This window comes from Pseudomonas sp. DC3200b2, assembly GCF_049895785.1.
GTDB classification, from domain to species: Bacteria; Pseudomonadota; Gammaproteobacteria; order Pseudomonadales; family Pseudomonadaceae; genus Aquipseudomonas; species Aquipseudomonas massiliensis.
On sequence record NZ_JAFCTA010000003.1, the window covers coordinates 197454 to 212891 of the forward strand.

Sequence of the window (15438 nt, forward strand, 5' to 3'; positions counted from 1 at the left end):
GCCATGAGCAAATCCCTGGCGGACATGCGCCGCGACTACACCCGCGACGGCCTGAGTGAAAGTCAGGCCCCAGCGAGCCCTTTCGAGCTGTTCCGGCAATGGTTCGGCGAAGCTGTCGAGACCGAGCAATTGCCGGTCGAGGCCAACGCCATGTCCCTGGCCACGGTAGACAGCGAAGGCCGGCCCCATTGTCGGGTGTTGCTGCTCAAGGGAATGGATGAGCAGGGCTTCACCTTTTTTACCAACTACGAGAGCGCCAAGGGCCAGCATCTGGCCCTTAATGCGTTCGCGGCCATGACGTTCTTCTGGCCTACCCTCGAACGCCAGGTGCGGATCGAAGGGCGAGCCCTGAAGGTCAGCGCGGCGGAATCCGAGGCCTATTACCAGGTGCGACCGCTTGGGAGCCGTATCGGTGCGTGGGCGTCTCCGCAAAGCAGGCCGATCGCCGATCGCGCAGAGCTGGAGGCACTGCTGGCGGCTACGCATGAACGTTTTGGCGACACGCCTCCCAGTTGCCCGGACCACTGGGGCGGGTATCGCCTGGTGCCCGACCGTATCGAGTTCTGGCAAGGGCGTTCCAGCCGCCTGCATGACCGTCTGGACTACCGGCTGCATCAAGGGCGCTGGGAGCGCTGCCGCCTGGCCCCCTGATCGGCCCTGCCCGGGAATACTTCAAAATCGCGCGGTTTCGTGACACCCTTCCGGTGGCGGCGTCTAATTGCTGTCTGTCCTACGGAGCTAGATTCATGCGCAATTCTGTTGTTCTTGCCAGTTGTTTCACTGCCCTTACCGTATTGCTCAGCGGCTGTGCATCCAGCCTTACCGGCGATACCTATTCCCGTGACGAAGCTCGCCGTGTCCAGACCGTACGCATGGGCACCATCGAATCCCTGCGCCCGGTAAAAATCGAAGGCACCAAGACGCCTATCGGCGCCGGGGCTGGCGCTGTGGTGGGCGGCGTGGCCGGCAGCTCCGTGGGCGGCGGCCGTGGCAGCCTGGTGGCGGCGGTCATCGGTGCCGTGGCTGGCGGCCTGCTGGGCTCGGCGACCGAAGAAGGCATCACTCGCGCCCAGGGCGTGGAGATCACCGTTCGTGAAGACGACGGCAGCACCCGCGCCTACGTTCAGCAGGTACAGGAAAACGAAGTGTTCCGTGTCGGCGAGCGTGTACGCATCATGACCGTCGACGGCACCAGCCGCGTCAGTCACTAAGCCAGGGAAGGGCGGTTCGATCTCGACAGCCCGACCCTTCAGTAAGGCGCGGCGCCAGGGAAGGGGTGCTGGCAGGCGTTAGCGAATGGCATCGAGCTGAACATTCGCCAGCTCCGCTGGCTCCCTCCACTGCGCCAGCTTGGGCTAGCCCCGGCGCGACGCGACCTTCATGATCAGATAGCCGATGATCGCGGCCAGGAAAGACCCCACCAGAATGCCCATGCGATCCTGGCCCGCGTAAGGGCTGCTCGCCGGGTCGAAGGCCAGCGAGCCGACGAAGATGCTCATGGTGAAGCCGATGCCACAGAGCACCGCGACCCCCAGCAGCTGCGCCCAGTTCGCCCCTGCGGGGAGCGCGGCCAGCCCGCATCTGACGGCTAGCCAGGTCAGCCCGAACACGCCCAGCGTCTTGCCCGCCAACAACCCCAGGGTGATACCCAGCGGCACCGAGTGGGTGAAGCTGTCCAGGCTCATGCCGGTCAAGGACACCCCCGCGTTGGCGAAAGCGAACAAAGGCACGATGCAGAACGCGACCCAGGGGTGGAGTGCATGCTCCAGGCGCAACAGGGGCGGAGTAGCCGGCGCAGCGCCTGCCCGCAACGGAATGAACATGGCCAGGGCCACCCCTGCAAGGGTGGCATGCACACCGCTTTTGAGAACGCAGACCCAGAGCACCAGGCCGATGACCAGGTAGGGTGCCAGATGGCGCACGCCGCCGCGGTTGAGGCCCAGCAGTGCGGCCAGGCAGGCGAGCGCGCCAGCCAGGGCCGCGCCGGACAAGGCTGCGGAATAGAAAAGTGCGATGATCATGATGGCGCCCAGGTCATCGATGATCGCCAACGTCATCAGAAACAGCTTCAACGAGGCGGGCACACGCTTGCCCAGCAAGGCCAGCACACCGAGCGCGAATGCGATATCCGTCGCCGTGGGAATGGCCCATCCGCTCACCGCCGCTGGGTCGTGACGGTTCAGGCTCCAGTAGATCAGCGCCGGCAAGATCATCCCACCCACCGCCGCCGCGCCAGGTAGGATCACTTGCGCGGGCTTGGCCAAATGGCCCTGCAGCATTTCACGCTTCACCTCCAGGCCGATGAGCAGGAAGAACAGCGCCATGAGGCCATCGTTTATCCAGAGCAGCAGGGGCTTGGCCAGTTCCAGCGAGCCGATGCGCAACCACACCGGTGTCTCCAGCAATTCCCGATACCAGGACGATGCCGCGGAATTGTTGACGATGAGCGCGATCACCGCCGCCAGTATCAATAGCAGGCCGCCCGTGGCCTCCATGGCGAAGAACTTGCGCAGTGACGGGCGTACGGACATGGGCCCTCCGGGCTAGAAAATGAAGGAGGCGGTACCCTAACCCGTGCTGGCCGCCAGACAAACAAAAAGTATAAGCTCATAACCTTTGGAAAACGGCCAAGCCCGCGCCAGCCGGGCGTTTCCAGAATCTTCACCATTCAATTTCCGAATATGTCCGAGCGCAGCCCCAAGGCCGCGGCTCCGTTCTTGAAGGGCTCAGCATGACCGACCGCCATTGGGCACTGGACGCCATTCGCCTTATCGAGGCTGATTTCCAGCGTAGCGCCGACACACACCTGATTCCCTTTGCGTTGCCAGGTTTCCCAGGTATCGACCTGTACTTCAAGGATGAGTCCAGCCACCCCACTGGAAGCCTGAAGCACCGGCTCGCCCGCTCGCTGTTTCTCTACGCGCTCTGTAACGGATGGCTCAAGCCAGGCAAGCCTGTCATCGAGGCGTCGAGCGGTTCTACCGCGATTTCCGAGGCCTACTTCGCGCGCTTGCTGGGCCTGCCTTTCATCGCGGTCATGCCCGCGTCCACGTCCCAGGTGAAGATAGAACAGATCGCCTTCTATGGCGGACAGAGCCATCTGGTGGACGATCCCACGCAGATCCATGCTGCCTCGCTGGCCTTGGCCGAGCGCACCGGCGGGCATTTCATGGACCAGTTTCTTTATGCCGAACGGGCGACGGATTGGCGGGCGAACAACAATATCGCCGAGTCCATCTTCCACCAGATGCGTCTGGAACGACATCCCGAGCCGGATTGGCTGGTGTCCAGTCCTGGAACGGGCGGAACGGTCGCTACCCTTGGACGCTACGTGCGCTACCGCCAGCACCGCAGCCGCGTGCTCTGCGCCGATGCCGAGCGCTCGGTGTTCTTCGACGCCTACCGCGGTGGGGACCGCGGGCTTACCCTGGCCCATGGCTCGCGTATCGAGGGGATCGGCCGCCCGCGTGTGGAGCCCTCGTTCATGCCGGGGGTGATCGACGCCATGATCAAGGTGCCAGACGTCCTGTCACTGGCCGCCATGCATTATGTCAGCGGCCGCCTCGGTCGCCGGGTTGGAGCGTCCAGCGGGACCAACCTGGTCGGTGCCCTGGCCGCTGCCACCACCATGCGCGAGGAAGGCCGCCACGGTTCGATCGTGACCTTGCTGTGCGACAGCGGCGAGCGTTACCTGAGCACCTACTATGACCGGTCGTGGCTCCAGGGCAATGGCTTCGACCTCGAGCCCTCGCTGTTGGACATCCGCCGCTGTGTCGAACAGGGCGTCGAACTGCCGGCCTCTGTGCTGGCGCATCGTAGCTGAGGCCTCAGAGCCCTAGCAGGCTCTTGGCCACGGCCTCAGCCACGCGGATGCCATCCACGCCAGCGGAAAGAATGCCGCCGGCATAGCCAGCGCCTTCCCCCGCCGGGAAAAGGCCTTTGAGGTTCAAGCTCTGGAAGCTGTCGTCCCGGGTGATACGCAGCGGCGAGGATGTTCGAGTCTCGATGCCCGTGAGCACCGCGTCGTGCATGCTGTAGCCCTTGATCTGGCGATCGAAGGCCGGTAGCGCTTCACGGATGGCTTCGATGGCGAAGGCTGGCAGGGAAGGCGCCAGGTCCACCAGGGTAACGCCAGGCTTATAGGACGGTTCTACCGAGCCCAGGGCAGTGGTGGCGCGTCCGGCGATGAAATCGCCCACCAACTGCCCGGGTGCCTGGTAATTGCTGCCGCCCAGGAGGTAGGCGGCCGATTCGAGCTTTTCCTGCAGTTCGATACCTGCCAGCGGGCCGCCAGGGTAATCCTGTTCCGGCGAGATGCCGACCACCAGGCCCGAGTTGGCGTTGCGCTCGTTGCGTGAATACTGGCTCATGCCATTGGTGACCACGCGCCCTGGTTCGCTGGTGGCGGCGACCACGGTGCCGCCCGGGCACATGCAGAAGCTGTATACGGAGCGCCCGTTGCTGGCGTGATAGACCAGCTTGTAGTCCGCCGCGCCCAGTTTTGGATGCCCGGCGTACTTGCCCAGGCGGGCCTTGTCGATCACCGACTGGGGATGTTCGATACGGAATCCGATGGAGAATGGCTTGGCTTCCATGAACACGCCGCGGGCGTGCAGCATGCGGAAGGTGTCCCGAGCGCTGTGCCCCAGGGCCAGTACCACATGCCGGGACATGAGTTGTTCGCCACTGGCCAGCTGCACGCCTTGCAGCTGGCCATCCTCCATCAGCAGGTCCGTTACCTTGGACTCGAAACGAATTTCCCCACCCAGGGCGATGATTTGCTGCCGCATGTTTTCCACCATTCCGGTAAGGCGGAACGTACCAATGTGGGGTTTGTTGACGTACAGGATTTCTTCAGGCGCGCCGGCCTTGACGAACTCTTCCAATACCTTGCGGCCGTGATGCTGTGGGTCGCGGATCTGGCTGTAGAGCTTGCCGTCGGAGAACGTGCCCGCGCCGCCTTCGCCGAACTGCACGTTGGAATCGGGGTTGAGCTGCGCCTTGCGCCACAGGCCCCAGGTATCCTTGGTGCGCTGGCGAACTTCCTTGCCACGCTCCAGCACGACCGGGCGGAAACCCATCTGTGCCAATACCAGCGCGGCGAAGATGCCGCAGGGGCCGAAGCCGACCACCAAGGGGCGCGATGGGACCTCGCTGGGTGCCTGTCCTACGAAGCGATAGGCCATATCTGGCGTAGGCCCGAGGTTATGGTCATCGGCAAACCGCTCGAGCACCACGGCCTCGTTGGCCAGGGCGACGTCCACGGCGTAGATGAACAGTAGCTCGGTATTCTTTTTACGGGCGTCGTAGCTGCGTTTGAAAATGCTGAAATCCAGCAGGTCTTGGTCGCTGATGCCCAGGCGCTGGACGATGGCCTGGCGCAAGGCCTCGTCGGAGTGATCCAGGGGAAGCTTGAGTTCGGTAATTCGTAGCATGGGGGGTCCAATGGTCGGCCGCGATGCTGCGGCGCAGATGCAAGCCGGCCATTATACCCGCTCCCGGGGCGCCCGGCAGTGGCCCTCCGACGGCCTCAGTTTCCCTGGGTGCCGCCTGGATAGCCACAGCCGCGCTGCACCTTGTCCGCTATACGCAATTCGGCGCTAAGGAAGCTGACCCGGGACGCCTCAATGCAACGCTGGGGGGCGAGCCAGACTTCGATGCGCTGGTGATCCACTTCACTGGTCAGGCTTGTCCCGCCGCCAGGGAGTTGCTCTTGCACATAAGGCACGGCCAGGTCGGGCTGGCCTTCGCGCTCGAGCCTCATCCCCTGTGCATTGGAGCGCAGGCTCCAGCCCGGCCCCTGGGCCACGTAGCCGCTGAGCTTGAAGTTGGCGTCCGCGCAGGCAGCGGTGCCTCGCTCGAGCCGGTAAAGGGTTTGCAGGTTCAGTGTGCCTGCCTTGCCTTCGACGCTGTTGCCGTCGAAACGGCCTTTCAGGTCGGCGAACAGGGCGCTGGCATCCGTCGCCAGGCCGGCGGCCTCCTGGGCGATACCCGTTTGGCCTTGGTCGTCCACGACGAAGGTGCGCGGCGAATCACAGGGGGTAAATACCCATTGGCCAGCATTCTGGCTGAGCGTGCCCTGCATGCGGCTCTGCCCGGAAAGGGTTGACGGGGTATCGCTGCCAAGGCCGGCAAGTAGCTGACAACCGGCGAACAGCGGCAGGAAAGTGGCGAGCGATAGCGTGCGAACCAGATGCATCGTGGGCCTCCAACACAGGGGAGGGCCCACGTTACCACGGCCAAGGCAGTGAATGGGTGACATTGCCGCCGGTCAGCCCCGGTCGCCCAGGGCCGCTGGGTCAGCCCCCCAGGTAGGCGTCGCGCACCTTCGGGTCGGTGAGCAAGTCGTGGCCGCTACCGGCCATGACCACTCGGCCGTTTTCCAAGACATAGGCGCGGTCGGCTACCTTCAAGGCCTGGTTGGCGTTCTGCTCAACCAGAAAGACAGTGACGCCATCACGACGCAGTTGCTCGATGATGTCGAAGATCTGCTGGATGATGATAGGCGCCAGGCCCAGGGAAGGCTCGTCCAGCAAGAGCAGCTTGGGCTTGCTCATCAGGGCGCGGCCGATGGCGAGCATCTGCTGTTCACCCCCGGACATGGTGCCGCCTCGCTGGTTGAAGCGCTCCTTGAGCCGGGGAAACAGCTCGAGCACCTTCTCCAATTGAGCCTGGTAGTCCTCCTTCTCGGTGAAGAAGCCCCCCATGGCGAGGTTTTCCTCTACCGTGAGCCGGGCAAAGACCCGACGCCCTTCCGGCACGACAGCGATGCTCTTGCGCATGATCTGGGCCGGTTCCAGGCCCACCAGCTCCTCGCCCAGGTAGCGAATGCTGCCGGATTGCGCACGGGGCGCCCCGCACAGGGTCATGAGCAGCGTGGACTTCCCGGCGCCATTGGCACCGATCAGGGTGACGATCTCACCCTGCCGGATCTCCACGTTCACGCCATGCAGCGCCTGGATCTTGCCGTAGAAGGTCGATACGTTTTCGAACTGCAGCATCTCAGGCTTCCCCCAGGTAGGCTTTGATCACGTCGGGGTTGTCCCGGATCTGTTCGGGCGTACCGTCGGCCAGTGGCGTGCCCTGGTTGATCACCACGATATGGTCGGAGATCGTCATCACCAGCTTCATGTCATGCTCGATCAGCAGCACGGTGGCGTTGTACTGCTCGCGCAGCACGCCGATCAAGGCCTTGAGTTCCTCGGTTTCCCGTGGGTTCAGGCCGGCCGCGGGCTCGTCCAGCATGAGGATGCGCGGGCGCGTCATCATGCAGCGGGCGATCTCCAGTCGACGCTGCTGGCCATAGGCGAGCGTGCCCGCCGGGCGGTTGGCCACGTCACGCAGGTTCACCCGCTCCAGCCAGTGCTCGGCGTATTCCATGGCCTCGCGCTCGCTGCGGCGGAAGGCCGGGGTCTTGAACAGGCCGGCCAGGAAGTTCGTGTTCAAGTGACGATGCTGGGCGATCAGCAGGTTCTCGATGGCGGTCATGTCCTTGAACAGCCGCACGTTCTGGAAGGTGCGTACCACCCCCTTGCGGGCGATCTTATGGCCGGCAAGCCCTTGCACCTGCTCGCCATCGAGCGTGATGGTACCGCCGGTCGGGCGATAGAAGCCGGTCAGGCAGTTGAATACGGTGGTCTTGCCAGCGCCATTGGGTCCGATCAACGACACCACCTGTTTTTCCTTGACGGTCAGGGCCACGCCGTTGACCGCCAGCAGACCGCCGAAACGCATCGACAGGTCCTTGACTTGCAGAATTTCGCGGCTCATCGACGCAGCTCCATGTGTGGACGTTGCATGGGCAGCAGGCCCTGCGGGCGCCATACCATCATCAGCACCATCAAGGCACCGAACATCAACATGCGGTAGTCACTGAACTCGCGCATCAATTCAGGCAGCAGGATCATCACGATCGCCGCCAGGATCACGCCCAGCTGCGAGCCCATGCCGCCTAGCACCACGATGGCGAGAATGATCGCCGACTCGATGAAGGTGAAGGACTCCGGAGTCACCAGGCCCTGGCGGGCGGCGAAGAAGCTGCCGGCGAAGCCCGCGAAGGCAGCACCCAGGGTGAAGGCCGAGAGCTTGATCACCGTAGGGTTCAGGCCAAGTGCGCGGCAAGCGATCTCGTCTTCCCGCAGCGCCTCCCAGGCACGGCCGATGGGCATGCGTAGCAGGCGGTTGATGACGAACAGGGCGGCGAGGGCCAGCAGCAGGGCGATCAGGTAGAGGAAGATCACCTTGTCGGCGGCGTTGTAGTCCAGGCCGAAGAACTGGTGGAAGGTCTGCGCGCCGTCGGCAGCGCGGCGTTCGAAGCTGAGCCCGAATAGCGTCGGCTTATCGATGTTGCCGATACCGTTGGGCCCACCGGTGATGCTGGTGAGGTTGCGCAGGAAGATGCGGATGATCTCGCCGAAGCCCAGGGTGACGATGGCCAGATAGTCTCCACGCAGGCGCAGCACCGGGAAACCCAGCACGAAGCCGAAGAGCGCGGCCAGCAGGCCCGCCAGCGGCAAGCACTCCCAGAAGCTCAGCCCCAGGTAGTGGGAAAGCAGGGCATAGCTATAGGCACCGACGGCATAGAAACCAACGTAGCCCAGGTCCAGCAGGCCGGCCAGGCCGACCACGATATTGAGCCCCAGCCCGAGCATGACGTAGATCAGCACCAGAGTGGCGATATCCACCGCGCCCCGGGAGCCGAAGAAAGGCCAGATGAACGCCAGCACGATCAAGGCGGCCAGCCCCCAGCGTTGGGTGCCTGGCAGGGTAAGCCAGTTGCTGAAGCTTGCAGGTATCCAGGCCCGGCGTTCAACGGACTGCCCGCCGCGCCTGCTGGCGACCAATACCCGTACGAACATTGCAATGGAGCACAACGCAATGATAAGGATAGTCGTGCTGTCGGCGCCCTGCACTTGCAGGTTGACCCCGGCGAACACCAGTTTCAGGCCAAAGACCGGGTAGGCCACGGCCCACACCAGCAGCGCGCTGAAGAGCGCGGTCTTGATCGACTTGCTCATACCTTTTCAACCTCAGGACGGCCCAGGATCCCGGTGGGGCGGAACAGCAGCACCAACACCAGCAGGCCAAACGCGACCACGTCCTTGTATTGATCACCGAAAATGTCAGCACCGAAGGCCTCGGCCACGCCCAGCACGAGGCCGCCCAGCATGGCGCCCGGGATGCTGCCGATGCCACCCAGCACGGCCGATGTGAAGGCCTTGAGGCCGACCAGGAAGCCGGCGCTGGGGTTGATGACGCCGTATTGCATGCTCAGCAGCATGGCTGCCACCGCTGCCAGGGCTGCACCGATCACGAACGTCAGCGCAATCACGCCGTTGGTATTGATGCCCAGCAGGCTGGCCATTTTCATGTCTTCGGCGCAGGCGCGGCAGGCGCGACCCATGCGGGAGCGAGAAATGAACAGGGTCAGCCCATACATGGTGGCCACGGTGACCACGAATACCAGGATCTGCATGTAGGAAATCAGGACTTCCTCAGCGCCGCCGGGGCCGAAGCTGATGCTGCCCGGTAGCAGGTTCGGAATGGCAAAGTTGCCGGAGCCTTGGGAAAGCTGCACGGCGTTCTGCAGGAAGATCGACATACCGATGGCGGAAATCAGCGGTATGAGCCGGTTGCTGTTACGCAACGGTCGGTAAGCCACACGCTCGATGCTGTAGCCATAGGCACTGGTGACCAGGATAGCCGCGGCGAAACCGGCGATCATCAGTAGGGGCAGGCTGTGGATGCCCATCATGGCAAGGCCCGCCAGCACCATGAAGGCTACGTAGGAACCGATCATGTAAACCTCGCCGTGGGCGAAGTTGATCATGCCGATGATGCCGTACACCATGGTGTAGCCAATGGCGATCAAGGCATAGGTGCTGCCAACGGTCAGGCCGTTAACCAGCTGTTGCAGGTAGTGAAAAATCTCGGGCATTTTTGCCGCGCTCCTAAAAACCTGTCTGCATTTCTCCGGCGAGCCGGGCGGGGTGGGCGCTCTCGGGGCGCCTTGGGCCTGGGCGGGTCCGGTGAACCGCGTGTAACGGTTTTAAGATTTTCAGGGAAAGCCGTCGCCGGATCGCGGCTTGGGCTTCGTGCTCATTTAAAACAAAGCCCACTGCGTGACAGCAGTGGGCTTCGAAGGACGAAGGCTCAGTGATTACTTCGCTTCGGTCTTGGGCTTGCCGAAGTGCCATTCGTAGACCACGAACTGGAAGTTCTTCAGGTCACCCTTGTCGTCGTAGCTCAGCTCGCCCATGGGGGTCTTGAAGGTGCCAGCGTGAATGGCGGTGGCGACCTTGTCGGTGTCCTCGCTCTTCGCGGCCTGGATGCCATCGGTGATGATCTGCACGGCGGTGTAGGACGGGTACACGAACGGGCCGCTCGGGTCTTCCTTCTTGTCCTTGAAGGCCTGGGTCAGGGCCTGGTTGGCCGGATCCTGGTCGAAGGACTTCGGCAGGGTCACCAGCAAGCCTTCGGAAGCGTCGCCGGCGATCTGGGAAATGGAGTCGTTGCCTACGCCTTCTGGCCCCATGAACTTGGCGTTCAAGCCCTTTTCCTTGGACTGGCGAAGGATCTGGCCCAGCTCTGGGTGGTAGCCACCGTAGTAGACGAAGTCCACATTGGCCTGCTTGAGCTTGGCGATGAGCGAGGAGAAGTCCTTGTCTCCGGCGTTGATACCTTCGAACACCGCGACCTTCACACCCTTGCCCTCGAGGGTCTTCTTGACGGCGGTGGCGATGCCTTCACCGTACTGCTGTTTGTCGTGAACCACCGCGACGATTTTCGGCTTGATGTGGTCGGCGATGAAGTTGCCAGCCGCCGGGCCTTGCGCGCTGTCCAGACCGATGGTGCGGAACACCAGCTTGTAGCCGCGGCTGGTGATGTCCGGGCTGGTGGCCGCAGGGGTGATCATCAAAACACCTTCGTCTTCGTAGATGTCCGAAGCGGGCTGGGTGGAGCTGGAGCACAGGTGACCGACCACGAACTTCACGCCGTCATTGACCACCTTGTTGGCCACGGCGACGGCTTGCTTCGGATCGCAGGCGTCGTCGTACTCGACGGCTTCGAGCTTCTTGCCGTCGACTCCACCCTTGGCGTTGATCTGTTCGATGGCCATCTTGGCGCCGCGGAACTGCATGGCGCCGTATTCGGCGACAGGGCCGGTTTTCGGGCCGGCGATACCGATCTTGATGGTGTCGGCGGCGAAGGAGTAGCTGGTGGCTCCAGCCAGTACCATGGCGGCGAACAGCTTGGACAGCTTGATAGCGTTGTGCATAGTGCTCCACTCTCGTGTTTTAGTTTTTATAGTCCGTGCGGCTGGGGCCGTTGGACCGGTATCGCTGCCTGCTCCGGCAGGCTGCACCAGAATCGAGCCGCTGCCCAGCCCCCTGCGGTATCACTGGCGCAGTGTAGATTGCCCCCTGATCCGTTGAAAAGCTGGCCAGTTGCCGACTCTTGATGCTGTGTCGCTTTTATGAAAGTTTCTTATAGATACGGAGCCATGGCTTGCCATTCATCGCTGCCAGGGCCCGTGATTGCAGGCTTTTCAGACGCGGCGCACATATTGAAACCGGGTTTTGCAAGCACGGCGGCCTCGTTATCATCACCGCCTTTCATTCGGACAGGTTCATCATGACCCAACAGACAAGCACCCTCTATGCCAAATTGCTTGGGGAAACGGCCAGAATTCACTGGGAAGAGTTGCAGCCATTCTTCGCCCGAGGCGCACTGTTGTGGGTCGCCGAAGAACTCGACCTGATAGCCGTGGCCGAAGCCATGGCCAGCAACGATACCGAGCGTGTAAGGGCTTGGCTTGAGGGCGGAGAAGTTGCGAAGGTAGGCGAGGCGAAGGCAGCCGATCTGGTCGAGCGTAAGCCTGAACTCTGGGCTGTAGTGGTTTCTCCCTGGGTTTTGTTCCAGGAGAGGGCAAGCAATTGAGGTGCCGCGCCAATTCGGTGCGGCATTGGGGGTAATAGGCGGCGAGCAGCCTCGATGGCTCGCCGCCTTGGTTGTCAACCCGCTACCAGTACCCTGATCGCTTCCAACCGTAGCGCGGCCTTGGCCAGCAGGGCCAAGCCCTGCTCTCGCTGGTCGCGCAGGGCCTGGATCTCGCTTTCCCGCACACTGGGGTTGATGGCCCGCAGGGCAGTGAGGCGGGCGATCTCTTCGTCCAGCTCAGCGGCAAGGCGCTGCTGGGCTTGCGCGACCCGCTCGGCATGGCGGGGCGCCACCTTGGCTTCGGCACCGTTGATCCTTGGTGCCAGGGCGTCACGCTGGGCCTGGATAAACTTGTTGGCGCTGCCCTTGGGCACGCTTTCAAGTTGCTCGTTGAGGGTCTCGAACGCCACGCGAGGCGCCAGGTCGTTACCGTTTCCGTCCAACAGGCAGCGCAGCGCCATGGGCGGAAGGAAACGCCCCAGTTGCAGGGCGCGAGGCGCCACGGCTTCGCTCACGTACAGCAATTCAAGCAGCACGGTGCCCGGCTTGAGCGCCTTGTTCTTGATCAGGGCAACCGCAGTGTTGCCCATGGAGCCGGAGAGCACCAGGTCCATGCCACCCTGCACCATGGGATGTTCCCAGGTCAGGAACTGCATGTCCTCGCGGGACAAGGCCTGCTGACGGTCGTAGGTGATGGTCACGCCTTCGTCGTCGCCCAGCGGGAAGCTGGCGTCGAGCATCTTTTCGCTGGGCTTGAGTACCAGCGCGTTCTCGGAGTGATCTTCGCTGTCGATGCCAAAGGCATCGAACAGGGTTTCCATATAGATAGGCAAGGCGAACTGGTCGTCCTGCTCCTCGATGGCCTCTACCAGCGCCTGGCCTTCCCCGGCACCGCCGGAGTTCAGTTCCAGCAGTCGATCGCGGCCGGCATGCAGCTCCGCTTCCAGCCGCTCGCGTTCGGCCCTGGCCTCCAGGATCAGTGCTTCGAAGGCTTCGTCATCTCTTTCCTCCAGCTGCGCCCGCAAGCGTTCGGCGAAACGCTGCTGAAGGGTGTTGCCCGTGGGGCAGGTATTGAGGAAGGCATTGAGCGCTTCGTGGTACCAGCGGAAAAGGCGTTGTTGCGCCGTTTCGGCCAGGTAGGGCACGTGCAGCTGGATAACGTGCTTCTGACCGATACGGTCCAGGCGGCCGATGCGCTGTTCGAGCAGATCCGGGTGAGCGGGCAGGTCAAACAGTACCAGATGGTGCGCGAACTGGAAGTTGCGCCCTTCGGAACCGATTTCGGAGCAGATGAGCACTTGCGCGCCGTATTCTTCATCCGCGAAATAGGCCGCCGCGCGGTCCCGCTCGAGGATGCTCATGCCCTCATGAAAGGTCGTGGCGGCGATACCGGAACGCACCCGCAGGGCGTCTTCCAGGTCCATGGCGGTTTCGGCCTTGGCGCAGATCACCAGTACCTTGACCTTCTTCAAGGCCTTGAGTGTGTCGATCAGCCAGCCTACCCGAGGGTCGAACCGCCACCAGCGGTTTTCGTCGTCTGCGGTCTGGCTGCGTTGGAGGCCGGTTTCAGGCTGCAGGGCATCGCTGGCACCGAGGCCGGCGTATTGCTCGGGGGTAGGCAGGGCATGGTCATGCAGTTCGCGCTCGGGGAAGCCCTGGATGGCCGCCCGGGTGTTGCGGAACAGCACGCGACCGGTGCCGTGGCGGTCGAGCAGCTCACGGATAAGGCGAGCGCTGGCCTGGGTGTCGCCGTCTTGTACCGCCCCCAGCAACGCCTCGCCTTCGGCGCCGAGGAAGTCATGGATGGTCTTGTGGGCCGCTTCGGAGAGCCGGCCCTGGTCGAGCAGCTCCTGCACGGCTTCAGCCACCGGCCGGTAATGCTCGCTTTCCTGGCGGAACGCCTCTAGGTCATGGAAGCGGTTCGGGTCCAGCAGGCGCAGGCGGGCGAAGTGGCTGTCCAGGCCCAGTTGCTCTGGGGTGGCGGTCAGCAGCAGCACGCCCGGTATCACCTGGGCCAGCTGTTCGACCAGCGCGTATTCAGCGCTGACTCGGTCCGGATGCCAGACCAGGTGATGAGCCTCGTCCACCACCAGCAGGTCCCAACCGGCGGCAAACAGCGCGTCCTGGGCCTTTTCCGAGTGGGTCAGCCATTCCAGGGAGACCAGCGCCAGTTGGGCGTCGTCGAAGGGGTTGCTGGCGTCACTTTCCAGGAAGCGCTCGGCATCGAACAGGGCAACCTCGAGGTTGAAGCGACGGCGCATTTCCACGAGCCACTGGTGCTGCAGGTTCTCCGGCACAAGGATCAGCACGCGGCTGGCCCGGCCACTGAGCAGCTGACGGTGAATCACCAGGCCCGCTTCGATGGTCTTGCCCAGGCCCACTTCGTCCGCCAGCAGAACACGGGGCGCGATCCGATCAGCCACTTCCCGGGCGATATGCAACTGGTGTGCGATGGGTTGGGCCCGTACCCCGCCCAGGCCCCACAGGGGCGACTGGATGACCCGGCTGCTGTGCTGCAGCGTGCTGTAGCGCAGGGAGAACCATTGAAGAGGGTCGATCTGCCCGGCGAACAGGCGGTCGCTGGGCAGGCGGAACTGGATGAAATTGGACAGTTGGGTTTCCGGCAGAGTACGCGGCTGGTGCTGGGCATCGAAGCCGTGGTACACCAGCAGGCCGTCGACGTCTTCCACCTCGCGTACCGTGAGCTTCCATCCTTCGAAATGAGTGATGCTGTCACCAGGGGAGAAGCGTACCCGCGTCAATGGCGCGTTACGCAAGGCGTATTGCCGGGTATCCCCAGTGGAGGGGTAGAGCACCGTCAGCAGGCGACCGTCCTGGGCAATGATGGTGCCCAGGCCAAGCTCCGCTTCGCTGTCGCTGATCCAGCGTTGTCCTGGTTGATACTGCTGCGCCATGCCTTACTCCGCCTGCAAAAACCGAGGATTCTAACGGATCGTCTGAAGAGAACCAAAGCCGGCGGCATCTTTGCCTGCCTGTGCCAGCCCACACCCGCCGCGTTCACCCGACGAACAGCCTCAAGTCTAGCAGCGCCTGGCCGATAACCCGGTCAGCCAGTACTTCGCCTGCCGATCAGGTAGGCGCGCCCTCCATCATGCTGGCCGGAGGCGAAACATGATTCCACCCGTGACATTGCACCCTTTCGTGCCAGTGAACCCTCAGTTGGACCCGGTAAAGCCGACCCCCGAGATACCACCGGTGGCCGCGCCCCAGGCGCCGTCCGCCGAAACCGACATAGACCTGCGCAATCGCGAACGGGAGGAAGCCGCGTTGCTGTTACGCGAGCATGAGCAACGGCGCCAACGCCAACGCCGGGAAGGCGAGCCGGAAGAAGCTCTGGTAGTACCGGGTGATGTGCTCAATGCCGATAACACCGTGCCGGCGGTGCCTTTGATGGATGCCCCGCCGCGCCAGGGATTATGGGTAGATCTGCAAGTGTGACTGGCAAGCGGCCTGGAGGCAGGCCATGATAGTCTCTCT

At 63.2% G+C, this 15438-nt stretch carries 14 protein-coding genes; 5 read left to right on the top strand and 9 right to left on the bottom strand.

All coding sequences use genetic code 11. The annotated features are described in order from the left end of the window. The first annotated feature begins 3 nt into the window (after nt 1-3). Complete coding sequence (gene pdxH / locus ACP691_RS10360) at nt 4-651, top strand: pyridoxamine 5'-phosphate oxidase (protein ID WP_426149373.1); 648 nt, start codon at nt 4-6, stop codon at nt 649-651. Nucleotides 652-746: 95 nt separating this feature from the next. Then, nucleotides 747-1211, top strand: a complete 465-nt coding sequence (locus tag ACP691_RS10365) for a glycine zipper 2TM domain-containing protein (RefSeq protein WP_040260950.1) — start codon at nt 747-749, stop codon at nt 1209-1211. A 144-nt stretch (nt 1212-1355) separates the two neighbouring features. On the opposite strand, the gene nhaA is transcribed toward ACP691_RS10365, so the two are convergent. Next, complete coding sequence (gene nhaA / locus ACP691_RS10370) at nt 1356-2531, bottom strand: Na+/H+ antiporter NhaA (protein WP_426149374.1); 1176 nt, start codon at nt 2529-2531, stop codon at nt 1356-1358. Nucleotides 2532-2731: 200 nt separating this feature from the next. On the opposite strand from nhaA, the gene ACP691_RS10375 reads away from it, so the two are divergent. Then, a complete protein-coding gene (locus ACP691_RS10375; RefSeq protein ID WP_426149375.1) occupies nt 2732-3823 on the top strand; it encodes a PLP-dependent cysteine synthase family protein in 1092 nt (363 codons plus the stop codon). Nucleotides 3824-3827: 4 nt separating this feature from the next. On the opposite strand, the gene ACP691_RS10380 is transcribed toward ACP691_RS10375, so the two are convergent. From ACP691_RS10380 to ACP691_RS10410, 7 genes are all read right to left on the bottom strand, one after another. Next, nucleotides 3828-5435, bottom strand: a complete 1608-nt coding sequence (locus tag ACP691_RS10380) for an NAD(P)/FAD-dependent oxidoreductase (protein WP_426149376.1) — start codon at nt 5433-5435, stop codon at nt 3828-3830. 95 nt (nt 5436-5530) lie between these two features. Beyond that, entirely contained in the window at nt 5531-6199 is a 669-nt protein-coding gene (locus tag ACP691_RS10385; RefSeq protein WP_426149377.1) for a hypothetical protein, read from the bottom strand. Between the two features lie 100 nt (nt 6200-6299). Beyond that, entirely contained in the window at nt 6300-7001 is a 702-nt protein-coding gene (locus ACP691_RS10390; RefSeq protein WP_426149378.1) for an ABC transporter ATP-binding protein, read from the bottom strand. A 1-nt stretch (nt 7002) separates the two neighbouring features. Next, nucleotides 7003-7770, bottom strand: coding sequence for a high-affinity branched-chain amino acid ABC transporter ATP-binding protein LivG (gene livG / locus ACP691_RS10395; protein WP_426149379.1), 768 nt, complete (start codon nt 7768-7770; stop codon nt 7003-7005). After that, nucleotides 7767-9017, bottom strand: coding sequence for a high-affinity branched-chain amino acid ABC transporter permease LivM (locus ACP691_RS10400; protein ID WP_426149380.1), 1251 nt, complete (start codon nt 9015-9017; stop codon nt 7767-7769). The genes livG and ACP691_RS10400 overlap by 4 nt, the downstream gene beginning before the upstream one ends. Next, the gene (livH, locus tag ACP691_RS10405; RefSeq protein ID WP_426149381.1) at nt 9014-9937 is read right to left on the bottom strand and encodes a high-affinity branched-chain amino acid ABC transporter permease LivH; all 924 of its coding nucleotides are present in this window, start codon (nt 9935-9937) and stop codon (nt 9014-9016) included. The genes ACP691_RS10400 and livH overlap by 4 nt, the downstream gene beginning before the upstream one ends. A gap of 222 nt (nt 9938-10159) precedes the next feature. Next, a complete protein-coding gene (locus ACP691_RS10410; protein ID WP_426149382.1) occupies nt 10160-11278 on the bottom strand; it encodes a branched-chain amino acid ABC transporter substrate-binding protein in 1119 nt (372 codons plus the stop codon). A 356-nt stretch (nt 11279-11634) separates the two neighbouring features. Here ACP691_RS10410 and ACP691_RS10415 point away from each other — a divergent pair, with 356 nt between their 5' ends. Beyond that, nucleotides 11635-11940 carry a DUF2288 domain-containing protein gene (locus ACP691_RS10415; protein ID WP_040261431.1) on the top strand — a complete coding sequence of 102 codons (306 nt, stop codon included), beginning with the start codon at nt 11635-11637 and terminating at the stop codon, nt 11938-11940. A gap of 74 nt (nt 11941-12014) precedes the next feature. Here the strand turns inward: ACP691_RS10415 and rapA are convergent, their stop codons facing one another. Continuing rightward, nucleotides 12015-14855 (bottom strand): RNA polymerase-associated protein RapA, encoded by a 2841-nt coding sequence (gene rapA / locus ACP691_RS10420; protein ID WP_426149383.1) that lies wholly within the window; start codon nt 14853-14855, stop codon nt 12015-12017. 217 nt (nt 14856-15072) lie between these two features. On the opposite strand from rapA, the gene ACP691_RS10425 reads away from it, so the two are divergent. Further along, nucleotides 15073-15399: an aspartate-semialdehyde dehydrogenase gene (locus ACP691_RS10425; protein ID WP_426149384.1), complete on the top strand. Its 327-nt coding sequence runs from the start codon at nt 15073-15075 to the stop codon at nt 15397-15399. The last annotated feature ends 39 nt before the right edge of the window (nt 15400-15438 follow it).